The 16,045-nt window shown below is 57.5% G+C and carries 22 protein-coding genes; all 22 read left to right on the top strand.

Going from position 1 to position 16,045, the window contains the following annotated elements; all coding sequences use genetic code 11:
• The first annotated feature begins 176 nt into the window (after positions 1-176).
• Positions 177-980 (top strand): ABC transporter ATP-binding protein, encoded by an 804-nt coding sequence (locus tag ACFPM8_RS03160; protein ID WP_378994902.1) that lies wholly within the window; start codon positions 177-179, stop codon positions 978-980.
• Positions 977-1,756, top strand: a complete 780-nt coding sequence (mlaE, locus tag ACFPM8_RS03155; RefSeq protein WP_378994900.1) for a lipid asymmetry maintenance ABC transporter permease subunit MlaE — start codon at positions 977-979, stop codon at positions 1,754-1,756. The genes ACFPM8_RS03160 and mlaE overlap by 4 nt, the downstream gene beginning before the upstream one ends.
• Positions 1,757-1,879: 123 nt before the next feature.
• On the top strand, positions 1,880-2,353 hold the full coding sequence (gene mlaD, locus ACFPM8_RS03150; RefSeq protein ID WP_378994898.1) for an outer membrane lipid asymmetry maintenance protein MlaD: 474 nt from the start codon (positions 1,880-1,882) through the stop codon (positions 2,351-2,353).
• A complete protein-coding gene (locus ACFPM8_RS03145) occupies positions 2,350-3,069 on the top strand; it encodes an MlaA family lipoprotein (RefSeq protein WP_378994896.1) in 720 nt (239 codons plus the stop codon). Before mlaD ends, ACFPM8_RS03145 begins: the two co-directional genes overlap by 4 nt.
• 136 nt (positions 3,070-3,205) lie before the next feature.
• Positions 3,206-3,838, top strand: coding sequence for an MlaC/ttg2D family ABC transporter substrate-binding protein (locus ACFPM8_RS03140; RefSeq protein WP_378994894.1), 633 nt, complete (start codon positions 3,206-3,208; stop codon positions 3,836-3,838).
• A 34-nt stretch (positions 3,839-3,872) separates the two neighbouring features.
• Complete coding sequence (locus ACFPM8_RS03135; RefSeq protein WP_378994892.1) at positions 3,873-4,175, top strand: STAS domain-containing protein; 303 nt, start codon at positions 3,873-3,875, stop codon at positions 4,173-4,175.
• A 154-nt stretch (positions 4,176-4,329) separates the two neighbouring features.
• Positions 4,330-5,271: an ABC transporter ATP-binding protein gene (locus ACFPM8_RS03130; RefSeq protein WP_378994889.1), complete on the top strand. Its 942-nt coding sequence runs from the start codon at positions 4,330-4,332 to the stop codon at positions 5,269-5,271.
• Positions 5,268-6,023, top strand: a complete 756-nt coding sequence (locus tag ACFPM8_RS03125; RefSeq protein ID WP_378994887.1) for an ABC transporter permease — start codon at positions 5,268-5,270, stop codon at positions 6,021-6,023. The genes ACFPM8_RS03130 and ACFPM8_RS03125 overlap by 4 nt, the downstream gene beginning before the upstream one ends.
• 13 nt (positions 6,024-6,036) lie before the next feature.
• Positions 6,037-6,273 (top strand): BolA family protein, encoded by a 237-nt coding sequence (locus tag ACFPM8_RS03120; RefSeq protein WP_378994885.1) that lies wholly within the window; start codon positions 6,037-6,039, stop codon positions 6,271-6,273.
• A 38-nt stretch (positions 6,274-6,311) separates the two neighbouring features.
• A complete protein-coding gene (gene murA, locus ACFPM8_RS03115) occupies positions 6,312-7,562 on the top strand; it encodes a UDP-N-acetylglucosamine 1-carboxyvinyltransferase (RefSeq protein ID WP_378994883.1) in 1,251 nt (416 codons plus the stop codon).
• Entirely contained in the window at positions 7,559-8,206 is a 648-nt protein-coding gene (hisG, locus tag ACFPM8_RS03110; RefSeq protein ID WP_378994882.1) for an ATP phosphoribosyltransferase, read from the top strand. The genes murA and hisG overlap by 4 nt, the downstream gene beginning before the upstream one ends.
• Positions 8,207-8,372: 166 nt before the next feature.
• Positions 8,373-9,698, top strand: a complete 1,326-nt coding sequence (hisD, locus tag ACFPM8_RS03105) for a histidinol dehydrogenase (RefSeq protein WP_378994880.1) — start codon at positions 8,373-8,375, stop codon at positions 9,696-9,698.
• A gap of 22 nt (positions 9,699-9,720) precedes the next feature.
• A complete protein-coding gene (locus tag ACFPM8_RS03100) occupies positions 9,721-10,503 on the top strand; it encodes a DNA-methyltransferase (RefSeq protein ID WP_378994878.1) in 783 nt (260 codons plus the stop codon).
• Positions 10,504-10,777: 274 nt separating this feature from the next.
• Positions 10,778-11,374: an imidazoleglycerol-phosphate dehydratase HisB gene (gene hisB, locus ACFPM8_RS03095; RefSeq protein ID WP_378994876.1), complete on the top strand. Its 597-nt coding sequence runs from the start codon at positions 10,778-10,780 to the stop codon at positions 11,372-11,374.
• Between the two features lie 73 nt (positions 11,375-11,447).
• Entirely contained in the window at positions 11,448-12,086 is a 639-nt protein-coding gene (hisH, locus tag ACFPM8_RS03090; RefSeq protein WP_378994874.1) for an imidazole glycerol phosphate synthase subunit HisH, read from the top strand.
• Between the two features lie 57 nt (positions 12,087-12,143).
• Positions 12,144-12,968, top strand: coding sequence for a 1-(5-phosphoribosyl)-5-[(5-phosphoribosylamino)methylideneamino]imidazole-4-carboxamide isomerase (gene hisA, locus ACFPM8_RS03085; RefSeq protein WP_378994872.1), 825 nt, complete (start codon positions 12,144-12,146; stop codon positions 12,966-12,968).
• Positions 12,965-13,729: an imidazole glycerol phosphate synthase subunit HisF gene (hisF, locus tag ACFPM8_RS03080; protein ID WP_378994870.1), complete on the top strand. Its 765-nt coding sequence runs from the start codon at positions 12,965-12,967 to the stop codon at positions 13,727-13,729. Before hisA ends, hisF begins: the two co-directional genes overlap by 4 nt.
• The gene (gene hisI / locus ACFPM8_RS03075; protein WP_378994868.1) at positions 13,726-14,124 is read left to right on the top strand and encodes a phosphoribosyl-AMP cyclohydrolase; all 399 of its coding nucleotides are present in this window, start codon (positions 13,726-13,728) and stop codon (positions 14,122-14,124) included. Before hisF ends, hisI begins: the two co-directional genes overlap by 4 nt.
• Positions 14,125-14,204: 80 nt before the next feature.
• Entirely contained in the window at positions 14,205-14,582 is a 378-nt protein-coding gene (locus tag ACFPM8_RS03070) for a phosphoribosyl-ATP diphosphatase (RefSeq protein WP_378994866.1), read from the top strand.
• 51 nt (positions 14,583-14,633) lie between these two features.
• Positions 14,634-15,005, top strand: coding sequence for a histidine triad nucleotide-binding protein (locus tag ACFPM8_RS03065; RefSeq protein ID WP_378994864.1), 372 nt, complete (start codon positions 14,634-14,636; stop codon positions 15,003-15,005).
• Positions 15,006-15,214: 209 nt separating this feature from the next.
• Entirely contained in the window at positions 15,215-15,427 is a 213-nt protein-coding gene (gene tatA / locus ACFPM8_RS03060; RefSeq protein ID WP_378994862.1) for a Sec-independent protein translocase subunit TatA, read from the top strand.
• A gap of 64 nt (positions 15,428-15,491) precedes the next feature.
• Positions 15,492-15,995, top strand: coding sequence for a Sec-independent protein translocase protein TatB (gene tatB, locus ACFPM8_RS03055; protein ID WP_378995719.1), 504 nt, complete (start codon positions 15,492-15,494; stop codon positions 15,993-15,995).
• Positions 15,996-16,045 lie beyond the last annotated feature (50 nt).

The raw sequence follows: 16,045 nt of genomic DNA, 5'->3' as shown, positions 1-16,045 counted from the left end.
TCTTGTACTTGCTGCATCACAATTTTTCCTCTGGGCAGCCTTTTTTTGAAAACTGTTTTTAACAGCTATTAAACTGTTGTAACGGCGGCACATGCAGGCGAGTGCGCTATCGTCTCGCTCGGAACGATTGTTGCATTTGTACTACAATACGGCCTTTGTTTAAGTCGGTGGATGCTGTGTCAAATATCGTCGAAATCCGGGATTTGCAGTTTGGCTATGGTGAGAGGTCGATTTTGTCGGCGCTCGACATGGACTTTCCGCGCGGTAAAGTGATCGCCGTCATGGGCGGCTCCGGCTCAGGCAAGACCACGATTCTGCGGCTGATCGGCGGTCAGCTGAGTCCGCAAGCGGGCACTGTCAGCGTCGACGGCCAGGTCGTGCACAAGCTCGACACCGCGGCCTTGTACGCGTTGCGGCGCAAGATGGGGATGTTGTTCCAGGGCGGCGCGCTGTTTACCGACCTCACGGCATTTGAAAATGTCGCCTTCCCGTTGCGCGAGCATACCGATTTGCCGCCTGAATTAATCCACAACCTGGTCTTGTTGAAGTTGAATGCGGTCGGCCTGCGCAATGCGGCACAACTCAAGCCTTCGGAAATTTCCGGCGGCATGGCGCGCCGGGTGGCGCTGGCGCGGGCGGTTGCGCTGGACCCCTCGCTGATCATGTATGACGAACCGTTTGCCGGTCTGGACCCGATTTCGATGGGCGTGACCGCCAACTTGATTCGCCAGCTGAATGACGCGCTGGGTTCGACTTCTATCCTGGTCTCGCACGATATCCACGAATCATTCGCGATTGCCGATTACGTTTATTTCCTGTCGCAAGGCCAAATTGTCGCGCAAGGTACGCCGGCGGAAATGCTGGAATCGACGCACCCGTATGTGAAGCAATTTGTGCATGCCGAATCCGATGGGCCGGTGCCGTTCCATTATCCCGGCAAGTCGCTGGCCGCGGATCTGGGGCTGGAGGTGTCTCGATGATCAGCAACGTACTTGGCGCGCTGGGGCGCAAACTGCGCGAGTCCCTGATCGGCCTGGGCCTGGCGACGCGCATGTTCTTTTCCATTTTGCAGGCGTCGGCTGGCTTGTGGCGGCGGCCGCGGCTGATCACCGATCAGATTCATTTCATCGGTAACTATTCCCTGGTCATCATCGGCGTGTCCGGTTTGTTTGTCGGTTGCGTGCTGGGCTTGCAGGGGTATTACACGCTGAACAAATACGGCTCCGAACAGGCGCTGGGTTTGCTGGTGGCGTTGTCGCTGGTGCGCGAACTGGGGCCGGTGGTGACCGCCTTGCTGTTCGCCGGCCGCGCCGGTACTTCGCTGACTGCCGAGATCGGGCTGATGAAAGCCGGCGAGCAGTTGTCGGCGATGGAAATGATGGCGGTCAATCCGCTGCAGCGCGTGGTGGCGCCGCGCTTCTGGGCCGGTGTGGCAGCGATGCCGATGCTGGCGGCGTTGTTCAGCGCGCTGGGCGTATTCGGCGGTTATCTGGTCGGCGTAAAACTGATTGGCGTCGATGAAGGTGCGTTCTGGTCGCAGATGCAGGGCGGGGTCGATGTCTGGCTGGATATTGCCAACGGCGTGTTGAAAAGTGTTGTGTTCGGGGTCGCCGTGACGTTCGTGGCAGTGTGGCAGGGCTATGAGGCGCAACCGACGCCGGAGGGTGTGGCGCGGGCCACTACGCGTACCGTCGTGATTTCATCGCTGGCGGTGCTGGCGCTGGATTTCCTGTTGACGGCATTGATGTTTAGCTGAGTTTATTTCTTGCGGCTTATTTTCTCCAGGGTTTATTCACGAAGAGCGGCGTAGCTGCACGGAGCTGTGGCAGTATGTCGGCGATTGAGTAAATGCCGGATGGTATTTTTAAGGTGATGAATCATGCAACAAAAATCTGTAGATGTCTGGGTCGGCTTCTTCGTGCTGGTGGGTGTACTGGCGTTGGCTTTTCTGGCGTTGAAAGCAGGCAACCTGAGTGCCACGACCTATGATAAAACCTATCAGGTGACGGCCAAATTCGACAATATCGGCGGCTTGAAAGCGCGTGCCGCGGTCAGGAGCGCGGGCGTGGTGGTCGGCCGGGTCGCTTCCATCAATTTCGACGACAAGCATTTCCAGGCGGTAGTGGCCTTGAACATGGACCAACGCTACAAGTTCCCGAAAGATAGTTCGGCCAAAATACTGACTGCCGGCTTGTTGGGCGAGCAATATATCGGCATCGAACCGGGCGGCGACAGCAAGGACCTGGCTGCCGGCGACACGATTAAATTGACACAATCTGCGATTGTGCTGGAGAACCTGATCAGTCAGTTTTTATACAGCAAAGCTGCAGACGGAAAGGAAGAATCGAAATGACCAACATGACTCGCTTGGCTGCCGTTGCCATGATCGCCGCGTTGAGCGGCTGCGCCACTACCCATAACCCGCAGGACCCGCTGGAAGGCTACAACCGGGCGATGTTCAGCTTTAACGACACCGTTGACAAGGTTGCCCTGAAGCCGGTCGCTACCGCCTACCGGAACTGGCTGCCGTCATTTGTGCAAACCGGCGTACATAACTTTTTTGGCAATCTTGGCGATATCTGGAGTTCGGTCAACGGCTTCTTGCAAGGCAATGTCGCGGACGGCACCTCGGACGTGATGCGGGTGGCGGTCAATACCACCTTTGGTCTGGGTGGTTTGCTGGACGTCAGCTCCGAAGCCGGCTTGCAAAAGCACAATAAAGATTTTGGTCAAACTCTTGGTAAATGGGGCGTAGGATCCGGCCCATATCTGGTGTTGCCATTGTTCGGACCATCCAATATTCGCGATACCGCCGCGCTGCCGGTCGATTTCCGCGGCGATTTGTGGTCCTACAAATATCCGGTGCGCTGGCGCAATACCGGCTCGGTGGTGCGCCTGATCGATAAGCGCGCCAATTTGCTGGATGCTTCTGAAATGCTGGAAGACGCCGCTCTCGACAAATACGAATTCGTGCGCGACGCCTATACTCAACGTCGTCAAAGCCAGATTCGCGGCAACGATGAAGATGCGCCTGCGGATAAGCCGGCAACGACCAAGCCTGCTGAGTAAGCATGGCTTGCCTTGCACCCGCGGCGCGTGTCATGCTGCGGTGCGGGAACCTGTGGTGGCAGTTGCCGTCTTAGCGGGTGCCGGGAGCGAGGCAGCTGTAGCATCCGCCAACAATCACTAAAATTATTGGAAAAACATGAATATCTTCAAGAAATACCTAGCGGTGACACTGACTTTTGGTAGCTTGGCATTTTCTGGCGCCTCCTTTGCGCAGGAAGCGCCGGATGCACTGGTGAAACGTATCAGCCTGGATGTGTTGAATACCGCCAAGGCTGACAAGAGCATTCAGGGCGGCAATAAGGAGCGTATCAAGGCGCTGGTTGAAGAAAAGATCATGCCGTATGTCAACTTTGAGCATACAACCGCATTGGCAGCCGGGCGCTACTGGCGTGAAGCGACGCCGGAGCAGCAAAAACAGCTGATCGAGCAGTTCCGCATCCTGTTGATCCGCACTTATTCCGGGGCGTTTTCCCAAGTGCATGACCAGACCATCGAACTCAAGCCGATGCGCAGCGATGCGGCCGACACGGACGTGATAGTGCGCTCGGCAGTGGTGCAGTCGGGTCGCGAGCCGATTCAACTCGATTACCACATGGAAAAAATTGGCGCGGGCTGGAAAATCTATGACGTCAACGTGCTGGGCGCCTGGCTGGTCGAAACATATAAAGGGACTTTTGCTTCCGAAATCGGCAAATCAGGTATCGACGGGCTGATCAAGACGCTGACTGAAAAGAACCAGAAACTTGCCGCCGCCAAAGCTGCAAAGTAAGAAAGTTATTACATATCCTTATTGATTGACCACCATGTTCAGGCCATCTCACTCGCTCACCGTCAGCAACGCCAAAGCCACTCTGGAAGAGGGCTTGCGCGCCATCGCCGAGGGCGAGACCGGGATAGACCTGAGCAATGTGCTGGCGGTCGATTCGGCCGCCGTTGCAACATTGTTGGCATGGCAATCAGCTGCCCGCAAGCAGGGCGGCACGCTGCATTTTTCCGGCTTGTCCGCCAATCTGCAAAGCCTGATCGAGTTGTATGGCGTCGCCGAGCTGTTGTCGCTGACAACGACGCCGCCGCAGCCAGTCAGCCGCATCACCGAATATCACTAATCCATTTCCCTTCTCTTCCCTCGGATGTTTTCGGGTTTGCGCCCATCCCCGGTTCTCGGCCTGGAATTCCAATATAATCAAAGGTTTCGCCACCAGGCTCTGCTTCAGGCAACGCCGGTGGCGCTACCATTTTAATCGTACGTATCCAGGCGTTATGGCGGCCATACAAATCACCAATGTCAAAAAACGCTACCAGTCGCTGCAAGCGCTGGGCGGTGTTTCGCTGACCATCGAAGAGGGCGAATTCTTTGGTTTGCTGGGTCCCAACGGGGCTGGCAAAACCACGCTGATCTCGATCATCGCCGGCCTTAATCGGTCCGACTCCGGCACCGTCACGATTCACGGTCACGATGTCGTCAGCGACTATCGTGCGGCGCGCAGGAAGCTGGGCGTAGTGCCGCAGGAGCTGGTGTTCGATCCGTTTTTCACGGTGCGCGAAACCTTGCGCATGCAGTCCGGTTACTTCGGCCTGAGAAATAACGATAAATGGATCGACGAGGTGATGGAAAACCTCGACCTGACCAATAAGGCCGATACCAATATGCGCGCGCTATCCGGCGGCATGAAGCGGCGCGTGCTGGTGGCTCAGGCGCTGGTGCACAAGCCACCGGTGATTGTGCTGGATGAGCCGACCGCCGGCGTCGATGTCGAGTTGCGCCAGACCTTGTGGCAATTCATTTCGCGCTTGAACCGCGAAGGCCACACCGTCGTGTTGACCACCCACTACCTGGAAGAAGCGCAGGAGCAATGCGATCGGATCGCGATGCTGAAGCTCGGCAAGGTGGTGGCGCTGGATTCGACCTCGGCGCTGATCAAGCAGATTTCCGGTTCGCAATTGCTGGTGCACCTGGCGAATGGCGGTTTGCCGGCGGCGCTGCAGCCATTGGTATTGCATGCCGACGGCAACAAGTTTGCGTTGCGCGTCAACGACTATCCCGATGTTGAACCTATCCTGGCCACCTTGCGCCAGGCCGGCGCGGTGATCGAGGACATGCAGTTGCAGCAGGCCGATCTGGAAGATGTGTTCCTGCAGATCATGGGCGGCGAGACGGCCCCCGCCAAGGTCGGCGAAGTCTGCGCGGAGGGTGTCAAATGATTGGCTTTCAAACCCTGTTTTACAAGGAAGTGCTGCGCTTCTGGAAAGTCGCGACGCAGACCATCGCGGCGCCGATCCTGACGGCGATGCTGTACTTGCTGGTGTTCGGGCATACCTTGAAAGATCACGTCGAAGTTTATCCGGGTGTGCAATACACGGCATTTCTGATTCCCGGCCTGGTGATGATGAGCGTGTTGCAAAACGCGTTTGCCAATACTTCGTCGTCGTTGACGCAGTCGAAAATGACCGGCAACCTGGTGTTCGTCCTGTTGCCGCCGCTATCGCATTGGGAGCTGTTCGGCGGCTACGTGCTGGCGTCGGTGGTGCGTGGCGTGGCGGTTGGTTCGGGGGTGTTCGTGATTACCGCCTGGTTCGCCAATCTGTCGTTCGTGGCGCCGTGGTGGATAGTCATCTTTGCAGTGCTGGGCGCGGCGCTGCTGGGGACCATGGGCTTGATCGCCGGTATCTGGGCCGACAAGTTCGACCAGTTGGCGGCGTTCCAGAATTTCCTGATCATGCCGGCGACGTTCCTGGCCGGCGTGTTCTATTCGATTCGTTCGCTGCCGCCGTTTTGGCAGGCGGTATCCCACTTGAATCCGTTCTTTTATATGATCGACGGCTTTCGTTATGGATTTTTCGGTCAGTCGGACATCAATCCGCTGATCAGTCTGGCCGTCATTTCCGTGTCTTTGGCATTGCTGGCGACGCTGGCGGTACAGATGTTGAAGCACGGTTATAAATTGCGGCACTAAAGAGAGAATTATTATGTTCCCGACCCCCGATCTGGTTAAAAGTTACATTGCTGCCGGCCTCGAATGCTCGCACCTGGAAGTCGAGGGCGATGGTCAGCATTTCAATGCGGTGATCGTCTCGGCTGCCTTTGACGGCAAGCGCCTGATACAGCGTCACCAACTGGTTTATGCAGCGTTGGGAGATCGCATGCGTGAAGAAATCCACGCGTTGTCGATGAAGACCCTGACTCCCGAGGAATTTCAGAAATAATGGATGCATGCTCAAGCTGCATCATCATGGATAAATAAATGGATAAATTATTGATACAGGGCGGTAACCGCCTGTCCGGTGAGATCACCATCTCCGGCGCCAAGAACGCGGCGCTGCCGATTTTGTGTGCAGGTCTGCTCACCGCGGATCAATTGCAATTGACCAACGTGCCCAATCTGCACGATGTGTCGACCATGTTGAAGCTATTGCGCCAGCTGGGATTGAAGGCGACGCAAGACGGCCACGCAGTGACATTGCAAGGCGACGCCATCGATAGCCTGGAAGCGCCGTATGAAATGGTGAAAACCATGCGCGCTTCGATTTTGGTGCTGGGACCGTTGTTGGCACGCTTTGGCGAAGCCAAGGTGTCGTTGCCGGGCGGTTGCGCGATCGGCTCGCGTCCGGTCGATCAGCACATCAAGGGCTTGCAGGCGATGGGCGCCGAGATCGCGATCGAGGCCGGCTACATCCATGCCAAAGCGAAGAAGCTGAAAGGCACCCGGATTGTCACTGACATGATTACCGTGACCGGTACCGAGAACCTGCTGATGGCGGCAACGCTGGCCGATGGCGAAACAGTACTGGAAAATGCCGCGCGCGAACCGGAAGTGAGCGATCTCGCCAACCTGCTGGTGGCGATGGGCGCCAGGATCGACGGCATCGGCACCGATCGCCTGGTGATTCAAGGCGTCGACAAATTGCACGGTGCGCAGCATGCCGTGATTGCCGACCGGATTGAAACCGGCACTTTCCTGTGCGCGGTAGCCGCCGCCGGTGGCGACGTGACCTTGAAAAACACCCGCAGCAATATCCTGGATGCCGCGCTCGACAAGTTGCGCGAAGCCGGCGTGATCCTGACTTCCGGCGACGACTGGATCCGGGTGCAGATGGCAGCGCGGCCGAAGGCGATCAGCTTCCGCACCACCGAATACCCGGGGTTCCCGACCGACATGCAGGCGCAGTTCATGGCCTTGAACAGCATTGCCGACGGCACCAGCCACGTCACCGAAACGATTTTCGAAAATCGCTTCATGCACGTTCAGGAAATGAACCGTCTCGGCGCCGCGATTGATGTCGAAGGCAATACCGCGATCATCAAGGGCGTCGACCATCTGGTTGGCGCGCCGGTGATGGCAACCGACTTGCGCGCTTCGGCTTCGCTGGTCATCGCCGGCCTGGTGGCGCAAGGCGAGACGCTGATCGAGCGCATTTATCACCTGGATCGCGGCTACGACCACATGGAGCGCAAGCTGTCCACGGTCGGCGCCAAAATCGAAAGAATCAAATGAGCCAGAAATTAACGCTGGCCTTGTCCAAAGGCCGCATTTTCGAAGAAACGCTGCCGTTGCTGAAGGCCGCGGGCATTGTCGTCACCGAAGATCCGGAGACCTCGCGCAAGTTGATCCTGGCGACCAACGATCCGCTGGTCAATGTGATCATCGTGCGCGCTTCCGATGTGCCGACTTATGTGCAATACGGCGCGGCTGATTTCGGCGTGGCCGGCAAGGATGTGCTGCTGGAACATGGCGGCGAAGGCCTGTATCAACCGATAGACCTGGATATCGCAAAGTGCCGGATGTCGGTGGCGGTGCAGGCCGGTTTCGATTACGCCAGCGCGATTCGGCAAGGCGCCAGATTGCGCGTTGCCACCAAATACCTGCTGACCGCGCGCGAGCATTTTGCCGCCAAGGGGATGCACGTAGACCTGATCAAGTTGTACGGCTCGATGGAACTGGCGCCGCTGGTCGGGCTGGCCGATGCCATCGTCGATCTGGTCAGCACCGGCGGCACCTTGCGCGCCAACAATCTGGTCGAAGTCGAACACATCATGGATATTTCATCGCGGCTGGTGGTCAATCAGGCTGCGCTGAAGCTGAAGCGCGAGCGGCTGCAACCGATTCTGGAAGCGTTCGAAAAAGCTGCGATTCAATAATTACGAAGATGTTATGGGCATTCTAAAAACCGTAGCGAGCGGCGCAAGGTCGGAGCGACGAAGTTGCAACTCCTGCAGCAGTACGGAGCGGGTGAGCATCGCAGGTCCGAGATTGCGCCGCGCAGTAGGTTTTTAGAGTGCCCTTATCGAAGCAACGCGGATCACTATGAGCATAACAATCAGGAAACTCGATTCGGCGATGCCGGATTTCAATGCGCAACTGAGGGCGGTGTTGGCATTTGAAGCGAGCGAAGACGATGCAATCGACCAGGCCGCGGCCCGGATTCTGGCCGACGTCAAAGCGCGCGGCGATGCCGCTGTGTTGGAGTACACCAATCGCTTCGATCGCCTCAATGCCGGCAGCGTTGCAACACTTGAAATCGGCCAGCAGGAATTGCAAGCGGCGCTGGCCGGCTTGTCGCCGACGCGCCGGGATGCTTTGCAAACCGCTGCCGACCGCGTGCGCGCTTACCATCAACGGCAAAAAGCGGAGTGCGGTTCGGATGGCTTCAGCTACACCGAAGCCGACGGCAATGTGCTGGGGCAAAAGGTCACGCCGCTGGACCGGGTCGGCATTTACGTCCCCGGCGGCAAGGCCGCCTATCCGTCCTCGGTGCTGATGAATGCGATCCCGGCCAAGGTCGCCGGGGTGCAGGAAGTCATCATGGTGGTGCCGACGCCGGATGGCGTCAAAAATGAACTGGTGCTGGCTGCTGCGGCTATCGCCGGAGTCGATCGGGTATTCACGATCGGCGGCGCGCAGGCGGTCGCTGCGCTGGCATATGGCACCGCAACGGTGCCGCAGGTCGACAAGATTGTCGGCCCCGGCAATGCCTATGTCGCAGCTGCCAAGCGTCGTGTGTTCGGTACGGTCGGCATTGACATGATCGCCGGCCCGTCGGAAATCCTGGTGCTGTGCGATGGCACCACCGACCCCGACTGGATCGCGATGGATTTGTTTTCGCAAGCCGAGCACGATGAGCTGGCGCAGTCGATCCTGGTCTGCCCGGATCCGGCCTACATCGCGCAAGTCGAAGCCAGCATCAACCGCCAACTGCCGCTGATGCCGCGACATGAAGTGATCCGTACTTCGTTGACCAACCGCGGCGCGCTGATCAGCGTGCGCGACATGGACCAAGCATGCGATATCGCCAATCTGATCGCGGCTGAACACCTGGAAATTTCAGCTGCCGATCCGCAGCGCTGGGCCGACCGGATTCGTCATGCCGGCGCCATGTTCCTCGGACGTTTTTCATCGGAATCGCTGGGCGATTATTGCGCCGGTCCGAATCACGTATTGCCGACCTCGCGCACCGCACGCTTTTCGTCGCCGCTCGGCGTATACGATTTCCAGAAGCGTTCCAGCATGATCCATATCAGCGAAGCCGGGGCCCAGACCTTGGGCAAGATTGCGGCCGAACTGGCTTACGGCGAGGGCTTGCAAGCACATGCCCGGTCAGCGGAATATCGCCTGAAAGAACCCGCCAAATGAGATCGCTGATGGCAGTGGCGGCATGAGCGATTGGCGCAACCGGATTTATGGCGAGGACGCGCTGCAAGGCTTGGCGCGCATCCCGGATGGATCGGTGGACTTGCTGCTGGCGGACCCGCCGTACGGCTTGGGCAAGGATTACGGCAACGACTCCGACAAGCTCGATACTGCGGCCTACCTGCGCTGGACCGAACAGTGGATCGATGCCGCATTGCCGAAGCTGAAGCCGAACGGCAGCCTGTATATTTTCCTGACCTGGCGCTATTCGCCGGAAATCTTCGTGCTGCTGAAACAGCGCATGACCATGCTCAACGAAATCATCTGGGATCGCCGGGTACCTTCGATGGGCGGCGGCACCAGGCGCTATTCGTCGGTGCATGACACGGTTGGTTTTTTTGCCCGCGCCAAGGATTATTACTTCGATCTCGACGCGATCCGGATTCCCTACGACGCCGAAACCAAGAAAGCTCGCTCGCGCTCGATTTTTGTCGGCGCCAAATGGCTGGAGCTGGGTTACAACCCGAAAGATATCTGGAGCGTTTCCCGGCTGCACCGCGAGCATCCCGAGCGGGCCGATCATCCGACCCAGAAACCGCTGGAAATCGTCGAGCGCATGATCAAGGCATCCTGCCCGCCCGGCGGCATCGTGCTGGACCCGTTCATGGGTAGCGGCACGACGGCGGTGGCGGCGCGACGTTGCGGGCGGAATTTCGTCGGTTTCGAATTGAATCCGGAGTATTGCGCGTTGATTGAGCAGCGACTGGCGCAACTGGACAAGCCGGATGCGCTCGAGCTGGTCGGGTGAACCGGTTGTGGAGCGTGTTTTTTCAAGCTCTACCACCGCATTTGAATGCCGTAAGACAAGTTAATTGCAGGGCGGAAAACCTGAATGCCAATTATCGTTAGCCATGCCGGTCGCGATGCCGGGTTTGCCAAAAAATATCGGTAAAATGGTGGCCTGACTGAACCGCTGCTTGGCAACTTACAGTAGTAAATCGAAGTGCCAAATAATTTAGTACACTAATTCCTCTACGCCTCAAACGCGTCATTCGCATCGTAACTTTGGCCTCAACCTGAACATGTCCACGCCCAGAACTGCAGAGATCACCCGCAACACCAATGAGACGCAAATCCGCGTCGCCATCAATCTGGATGGTACCGGCCAGCAAAAGCTGCGTACCGGCGTACCGTTTCTGGATCATATGCTGGATCAAATTGCGCGACACGGCCTGATCGATCTGGACATCGAGGCCAATGGCGACCTGCACATCGATGCCCATCACACAGTGGAAGACGTCGGCATTACTCTGGGCCAGGCTTTTGCCAAGGCAATCGGCGACAAGAAGGGCATCCGCCGCTACGGTCATTCCTATGTGCCGCTGGATGAAGCGTTGTCGCGCGTGGTGATTGATTGTTCCGGTCGTCCCGGGCTCGAATTCCACGTGCCGTTCAAGCGCGCCATGATAGGCGGCTTCGATGTCGATCTGACCCATGAATTTTTCCAGGGCTTTGTCAATCATGCGCTGGTGTCCTTGCACATCGACAATCTGCGCGGCGAAAATGCCCACCATCAATGCGAAACCGTATTCAAGGCCTTTGGGCGCGCGCTGCGGATGGCGATAGAACTGGACGCGCGAGCAGCCGGCACCATCCCTTCAACCAAGGGCAGCTTGTAGAACCCGGAATCGGCGCATGTTTTTATTCCGTTTCGCACCAAACGGCATTCTTTCCCGGACCTGAATTTTTATCATGAACAAAATTGTTGTGGTTGACTATGGCATGGGCAATTTGCGCTCGGTGGCGCAAGCCTTGCGCCAGGTAGCGCCAGAAGCCGATGTGCGTATTTCCGGCGAGGTGGCCGACATCAAGGCCGCTGATCGCGTGGTATTGCCGGGCCAGGGCGCGATGCCGGATTGCATGCGCTGTCTGCGCGAGTCCGGATTGCAGGAGGCGCTGCTTGAGGCTGCGCGCAGCAAGCCGTTGTTTGGCGTGTGCGTCGGCGAGCAGATGCTGTTCGACTGGAGCGAAGAGGGCGATACTGCTGGTCTGGGATTGCTCCCCGGTAAAGTCGTGCGCTTCCGCCTGGATGGTCAGTTGCAGGAAGACGGCTCGCGTTTCAAAGTGCCTCAAATGGGCTGGAACCGGGTTCGCCAGTCGGTGCCGCATCCGCTTTGGAGTGGGATTGCCGATGATGCATATTTCTATTTCGTCCATAGTTATTACGCGGCGCCCGCAGAGCCGGCACATACCGTGGGTCAGACCACTTACGGCGCGGCGTTTAGCTGTGCCGTCGCACGTGATAATATTTTCGCGACGCAGTTCCATCCGGAAAAGAGCGCAAGCGCCGGTTTGCAGCTGTACAAGAACTTTGTTCATTGGAATCCGTAAAGTCTGCAATTCATCGCATATCCATTTTTCTAACCTTTCTGCTCACATACTGTAGCCATGCTGCTGATACCTGCCATCGACCTCAAAGACGGTCACTGCGTACGCCTGAAACAAGGTGATATGGACCAAGCCACTGTGTTTTCCGACGATCCGGGTGAAATGGCCTTGCATTGGCTGAAACAAGGCGCGCGCCGCCTGCATCTGGTCGACCTGAATGGCGCCTTTGCCGGCAAGCCGAAGAATGAACCGGCGGTCAAGGCTATCATCAAGGCGGTGCGTCAATTTGCGCTGGACAATGAAGTCGATGAAATCCCGGTGCAACTGGGCGGCGGCATCCGCGACCTCGACACCATCGAGCGTTATCTGGATGGCGGCCTCAGCTACATCATCATCGGCACCGCCGCGGTCAAGAACCCTGGTTTTTTACATGACGCCTGCAGCGCCTTCCCCGGCCAGATCATCGTCGGCCTGGATGCCCGTGATGGCAAAGTCGCAACTGACGGCTGGAGCAAGTTGTCCGGTCACGAAGTGATCGACCTGGCCAAGAAATTCGAAGATTACGGCTGCGCTTCCATCGTCTACACCGACATCGGCCGCGACGGCATGATGGGCGGCGTCAATCTCGAAGCCACCGTCAAGCTGGCGCAAAGCATGACGATCCCGGTGATCGCCTCCGGCGGCGTGCATAACGTCAAGGATGTCGAGGCGCTGTGCGCGGTGCAGGACGAAGGCATCGAGGCCGTGATTTGCGGTCGTTCGATTTATGAAGGCACGCTCGATCTGCGCTCAGCGCAGGAACGTGCAGATGAGTTGACCGAGGAGTTGACGGACTACATCGATGCCACAGAATTGACGGAGCAGCCTGACGCTGAGCAACCATGACGCTCGCCAAACGTATCATCCCCTGTCTTGACGTGACCAATGGTCGGGTCGTCAAAGGGGTTAATTTTGTCGAATTGCGCGACGCCGGCGACCCGGTTGAAATTGCGCGCCGTTACGATGAGCAGGGGGCCGACGAGCTGACCTTTCTTGATATCACCGCCTCATCCGACGGCCGCGATTTGATTTTGCACATTATCGAAGCCGTGGCGTCGCAAGTCTTCATTCCGCTGACGGTAGGCGGGGGCGTGCGCGTGGTTGACGATGTGCGTCGCCTGTTGAATGCCGGCGCCGACAAAGTCAGCATCAATACTTCGGCAGTGACCAATCCGCAATTGGTGGCCGATGCCGCCAGTAAATACGGCTCGCAATGCATCGTGGTGGCGATCGACGCCAAACAGACAGCGCCCGGCAAATGGGAGGTTTTCACCCACGGCGGCCGCAAGGCGACCGGGCTGGATGCGATCGAATGGGCGCAAAAAATGGAGCAGTTGGGCGCCGGCGAAATCCTGCTGACCAGCATGGATCGCGATGGCACCAAAATCGGCTTCGACCTGGCATTGACCAGCAGCGTATCGAATGCGGTGAGCATACCGGTGATTGCATCCGGCGGCGTCGGCGGCTTGCAGGACCTGGCTGACGGCATCAAGATCGGTCGCGCCGATGCGGTACTGGCGGCCAGTATTTTCCATTACGGACAACATACGGTACAGGAGGCCAAGCAATTCATGGCCGCACAACAGATTCCGATGAGGCTGGCATGAGTTCGACCTGGTTAAATAAAGTGAAGTGGGATGAGCACGGGCTGGTGCCGGTCATCGCGCAGGAAGCCGGTTCCAATGACGTGTTGATGTTCGCCTGGATGAACCGCGATGCGCTGGCAAAAACCGTGGCGCTGGGCGAGGCCGTGTACTGGAGCCGCTCGCGCAAGAAGCTGTGGCATAAGGGCGAAGAATCCGGCCACGTGCAGAAGGTGCTTGAAATCCGTCTCGATTGCGATGAGGACGTGGTGCTGCTGAAGGTCGCGCAAGCCGGCGATATCGCCTGCCATACCGGGCGCCACTCCTGCTTCTTCCAGAAATTCGAGGGCAGCGAGAAGGACGGCGCCTGGGAAACAGTCGAGCCGGTACTGAAAGAGCCGGACGCAATTTATAAATAACATTTATCACCGAGCGGCCGCTAGCGAAGCTGCAAAAATAACAAATACGCAACCATGAACATTTATCAAAAGTTGGCATCATGAGTGAAACCTTGCAGCGCCTGGCCGAGATCATAGAATCGCGCAAGCTTGCCAACGGCGGCGACCCTGAAAAGTCGTATGTGGCGCGTTTGTTCGCCAAGGGCGACGATGCGATTTTGAAAAAGATCGGCGAGGAAGCCACCGAAACCGTGATGGCTGCCAAGGATGCGCGGGTCGATGGCGATGTCTCACATGTGTTGTACGAGTGTGCCGATCTGTGGTTCCATTCGATGATCATGCTGGCGCAATTCGATCTGACGCCGCAAGACGTGCTGGATGAGTTGGCGCGGCGCGAAGGACTGTCCGGTATCGAGGAAAAAGCCAACCGCAAATTGCTAGCACGTGAACAGCATGAGGCCGATCAGGACAAGATCTAACAAGTTGGACTTGCCGCACTATTTCAGACTAATTTGACACCTGGGGATAATTTGGATAACTGTATTTTTTGCAAGATTGCTGCCAAACAGATTCCATCGAAGCTGATCTATGAAGATGACGACCTGATGGCGTTTCATGACATCCGTCCCGCTGCGCCAGTCCATTTTCTGATCGTCCCGAAACAGCATATTCCGACCCTCGCTGATTGTGATGAGCGACATGCGGTATTGCTGGGTAAAATGGCGCTCCTGGCGCCGCGGCTGGCGCAAGAGCAGGGCTGCGGCTACCAGGTTGATGGCGACGGCGTTAGCAGCGGCGGCTACAAGACGCTATTCAACGTCGGGCCGGATGGCGGTCAAGAGGTGTACCATTTGCATATGCATGTAATTGGCGGGCCTCGGCCGTGGCGGGGAATGCACTGATTTGACGGTGGGGCATCTTGAAAAACCGTAGCGAGCGGCTCAAGGTCGGGTCGAGAAGCGGAGCCGTACGGAGGTACGGTGAGCATCACAGGCCCGAGATTGGGTCGCATAGTAGGTTTTTCGGGGTGACCGGTGGTTTTGTAAGGTTTCAAGGCCTAAGCTGACTTAATGAAAGAAGTTCGGGCATTTGCGTCCGGCAAGGAGAAAAAATGGGTTCGTTCAGTATTTGGCACTGGCTGATTGTGCTGGTCATTGTGATGCTGGTATTTGGCACCAAGAAAATCGGCAATATAGGCTCCGATCTGGGCAAGGCTGTCAAAGGCTTCAAGGATGGCGTCAAAGGCGAAGAAGAAAAAGCTGCGCAATCCGACAAGACGACGATTGACGTGGCTGCCAAAGAAAAGGATAAGTCCGGCAACTGAGCCATCGGTGCCGCTTGAGTTTCTGTCGTACCGGCACCTGGCTTGATGTTTGTCGCTCCTTCCCATGATCGATATCGGACTCACAAAACTAGCGGTGATTGGCGCCGTTGCACTGGTTGTTATCGGACCGGAAAAGCTGCCGACCGTGGCTCGCATGGCCGGGTCGCTGTTCGGCCGCGCGCAGCGCTACATCAACGAAGTCAAGTCGGAAGTCAGTCGCGAGATGGAGCTGGACGAGTTGCGCAAGATGCAACAGGACGTGGAGGAAGCCGCCAGCGATATCGAGCAGAGCATTGCGCGCAGCGTATCCGATACCAAGCGCTCTCTGCATGCGGCCTGGGACGATGGCGTCGACGGCATTAGCAATCACGTCGACACCTATAATGTTGAACAGTTGGCGCGTAAGGCCAAGAATTTCCGCAAGAAGAAGCTGGCGCGTACCAGCGCCATTCCAGCGTGGTACAAACAACAAAGCGGCCGCAAGGTGCGCGTGATATCCGGCGCCGCACGGGTGGCCAGATACCGACCCGCCGGCAGCACCAAAACTTCCGGCTCTTTTTATTCATGAACTCGGCCCGAGTCGAGTTTGTCGAGTTCCGCAAGCGCGCTTGCCGGCAT

The sequence above is a fragment of the Paraherbaspirillum soli genome (genome assembly GCF_042654985.1).
Lineage (GTDB): Bacteria > Pseudomonadota > Gammaproteobacteria > Burkholderiales > Burkholderiaceae_D > Paraherbaspirillum > Paraherbaspirillum soli.
Note: the sequence above shows the minus strand (reverse complement) of the source record. Positions and strands in the feature narration are given on the sequence as shown.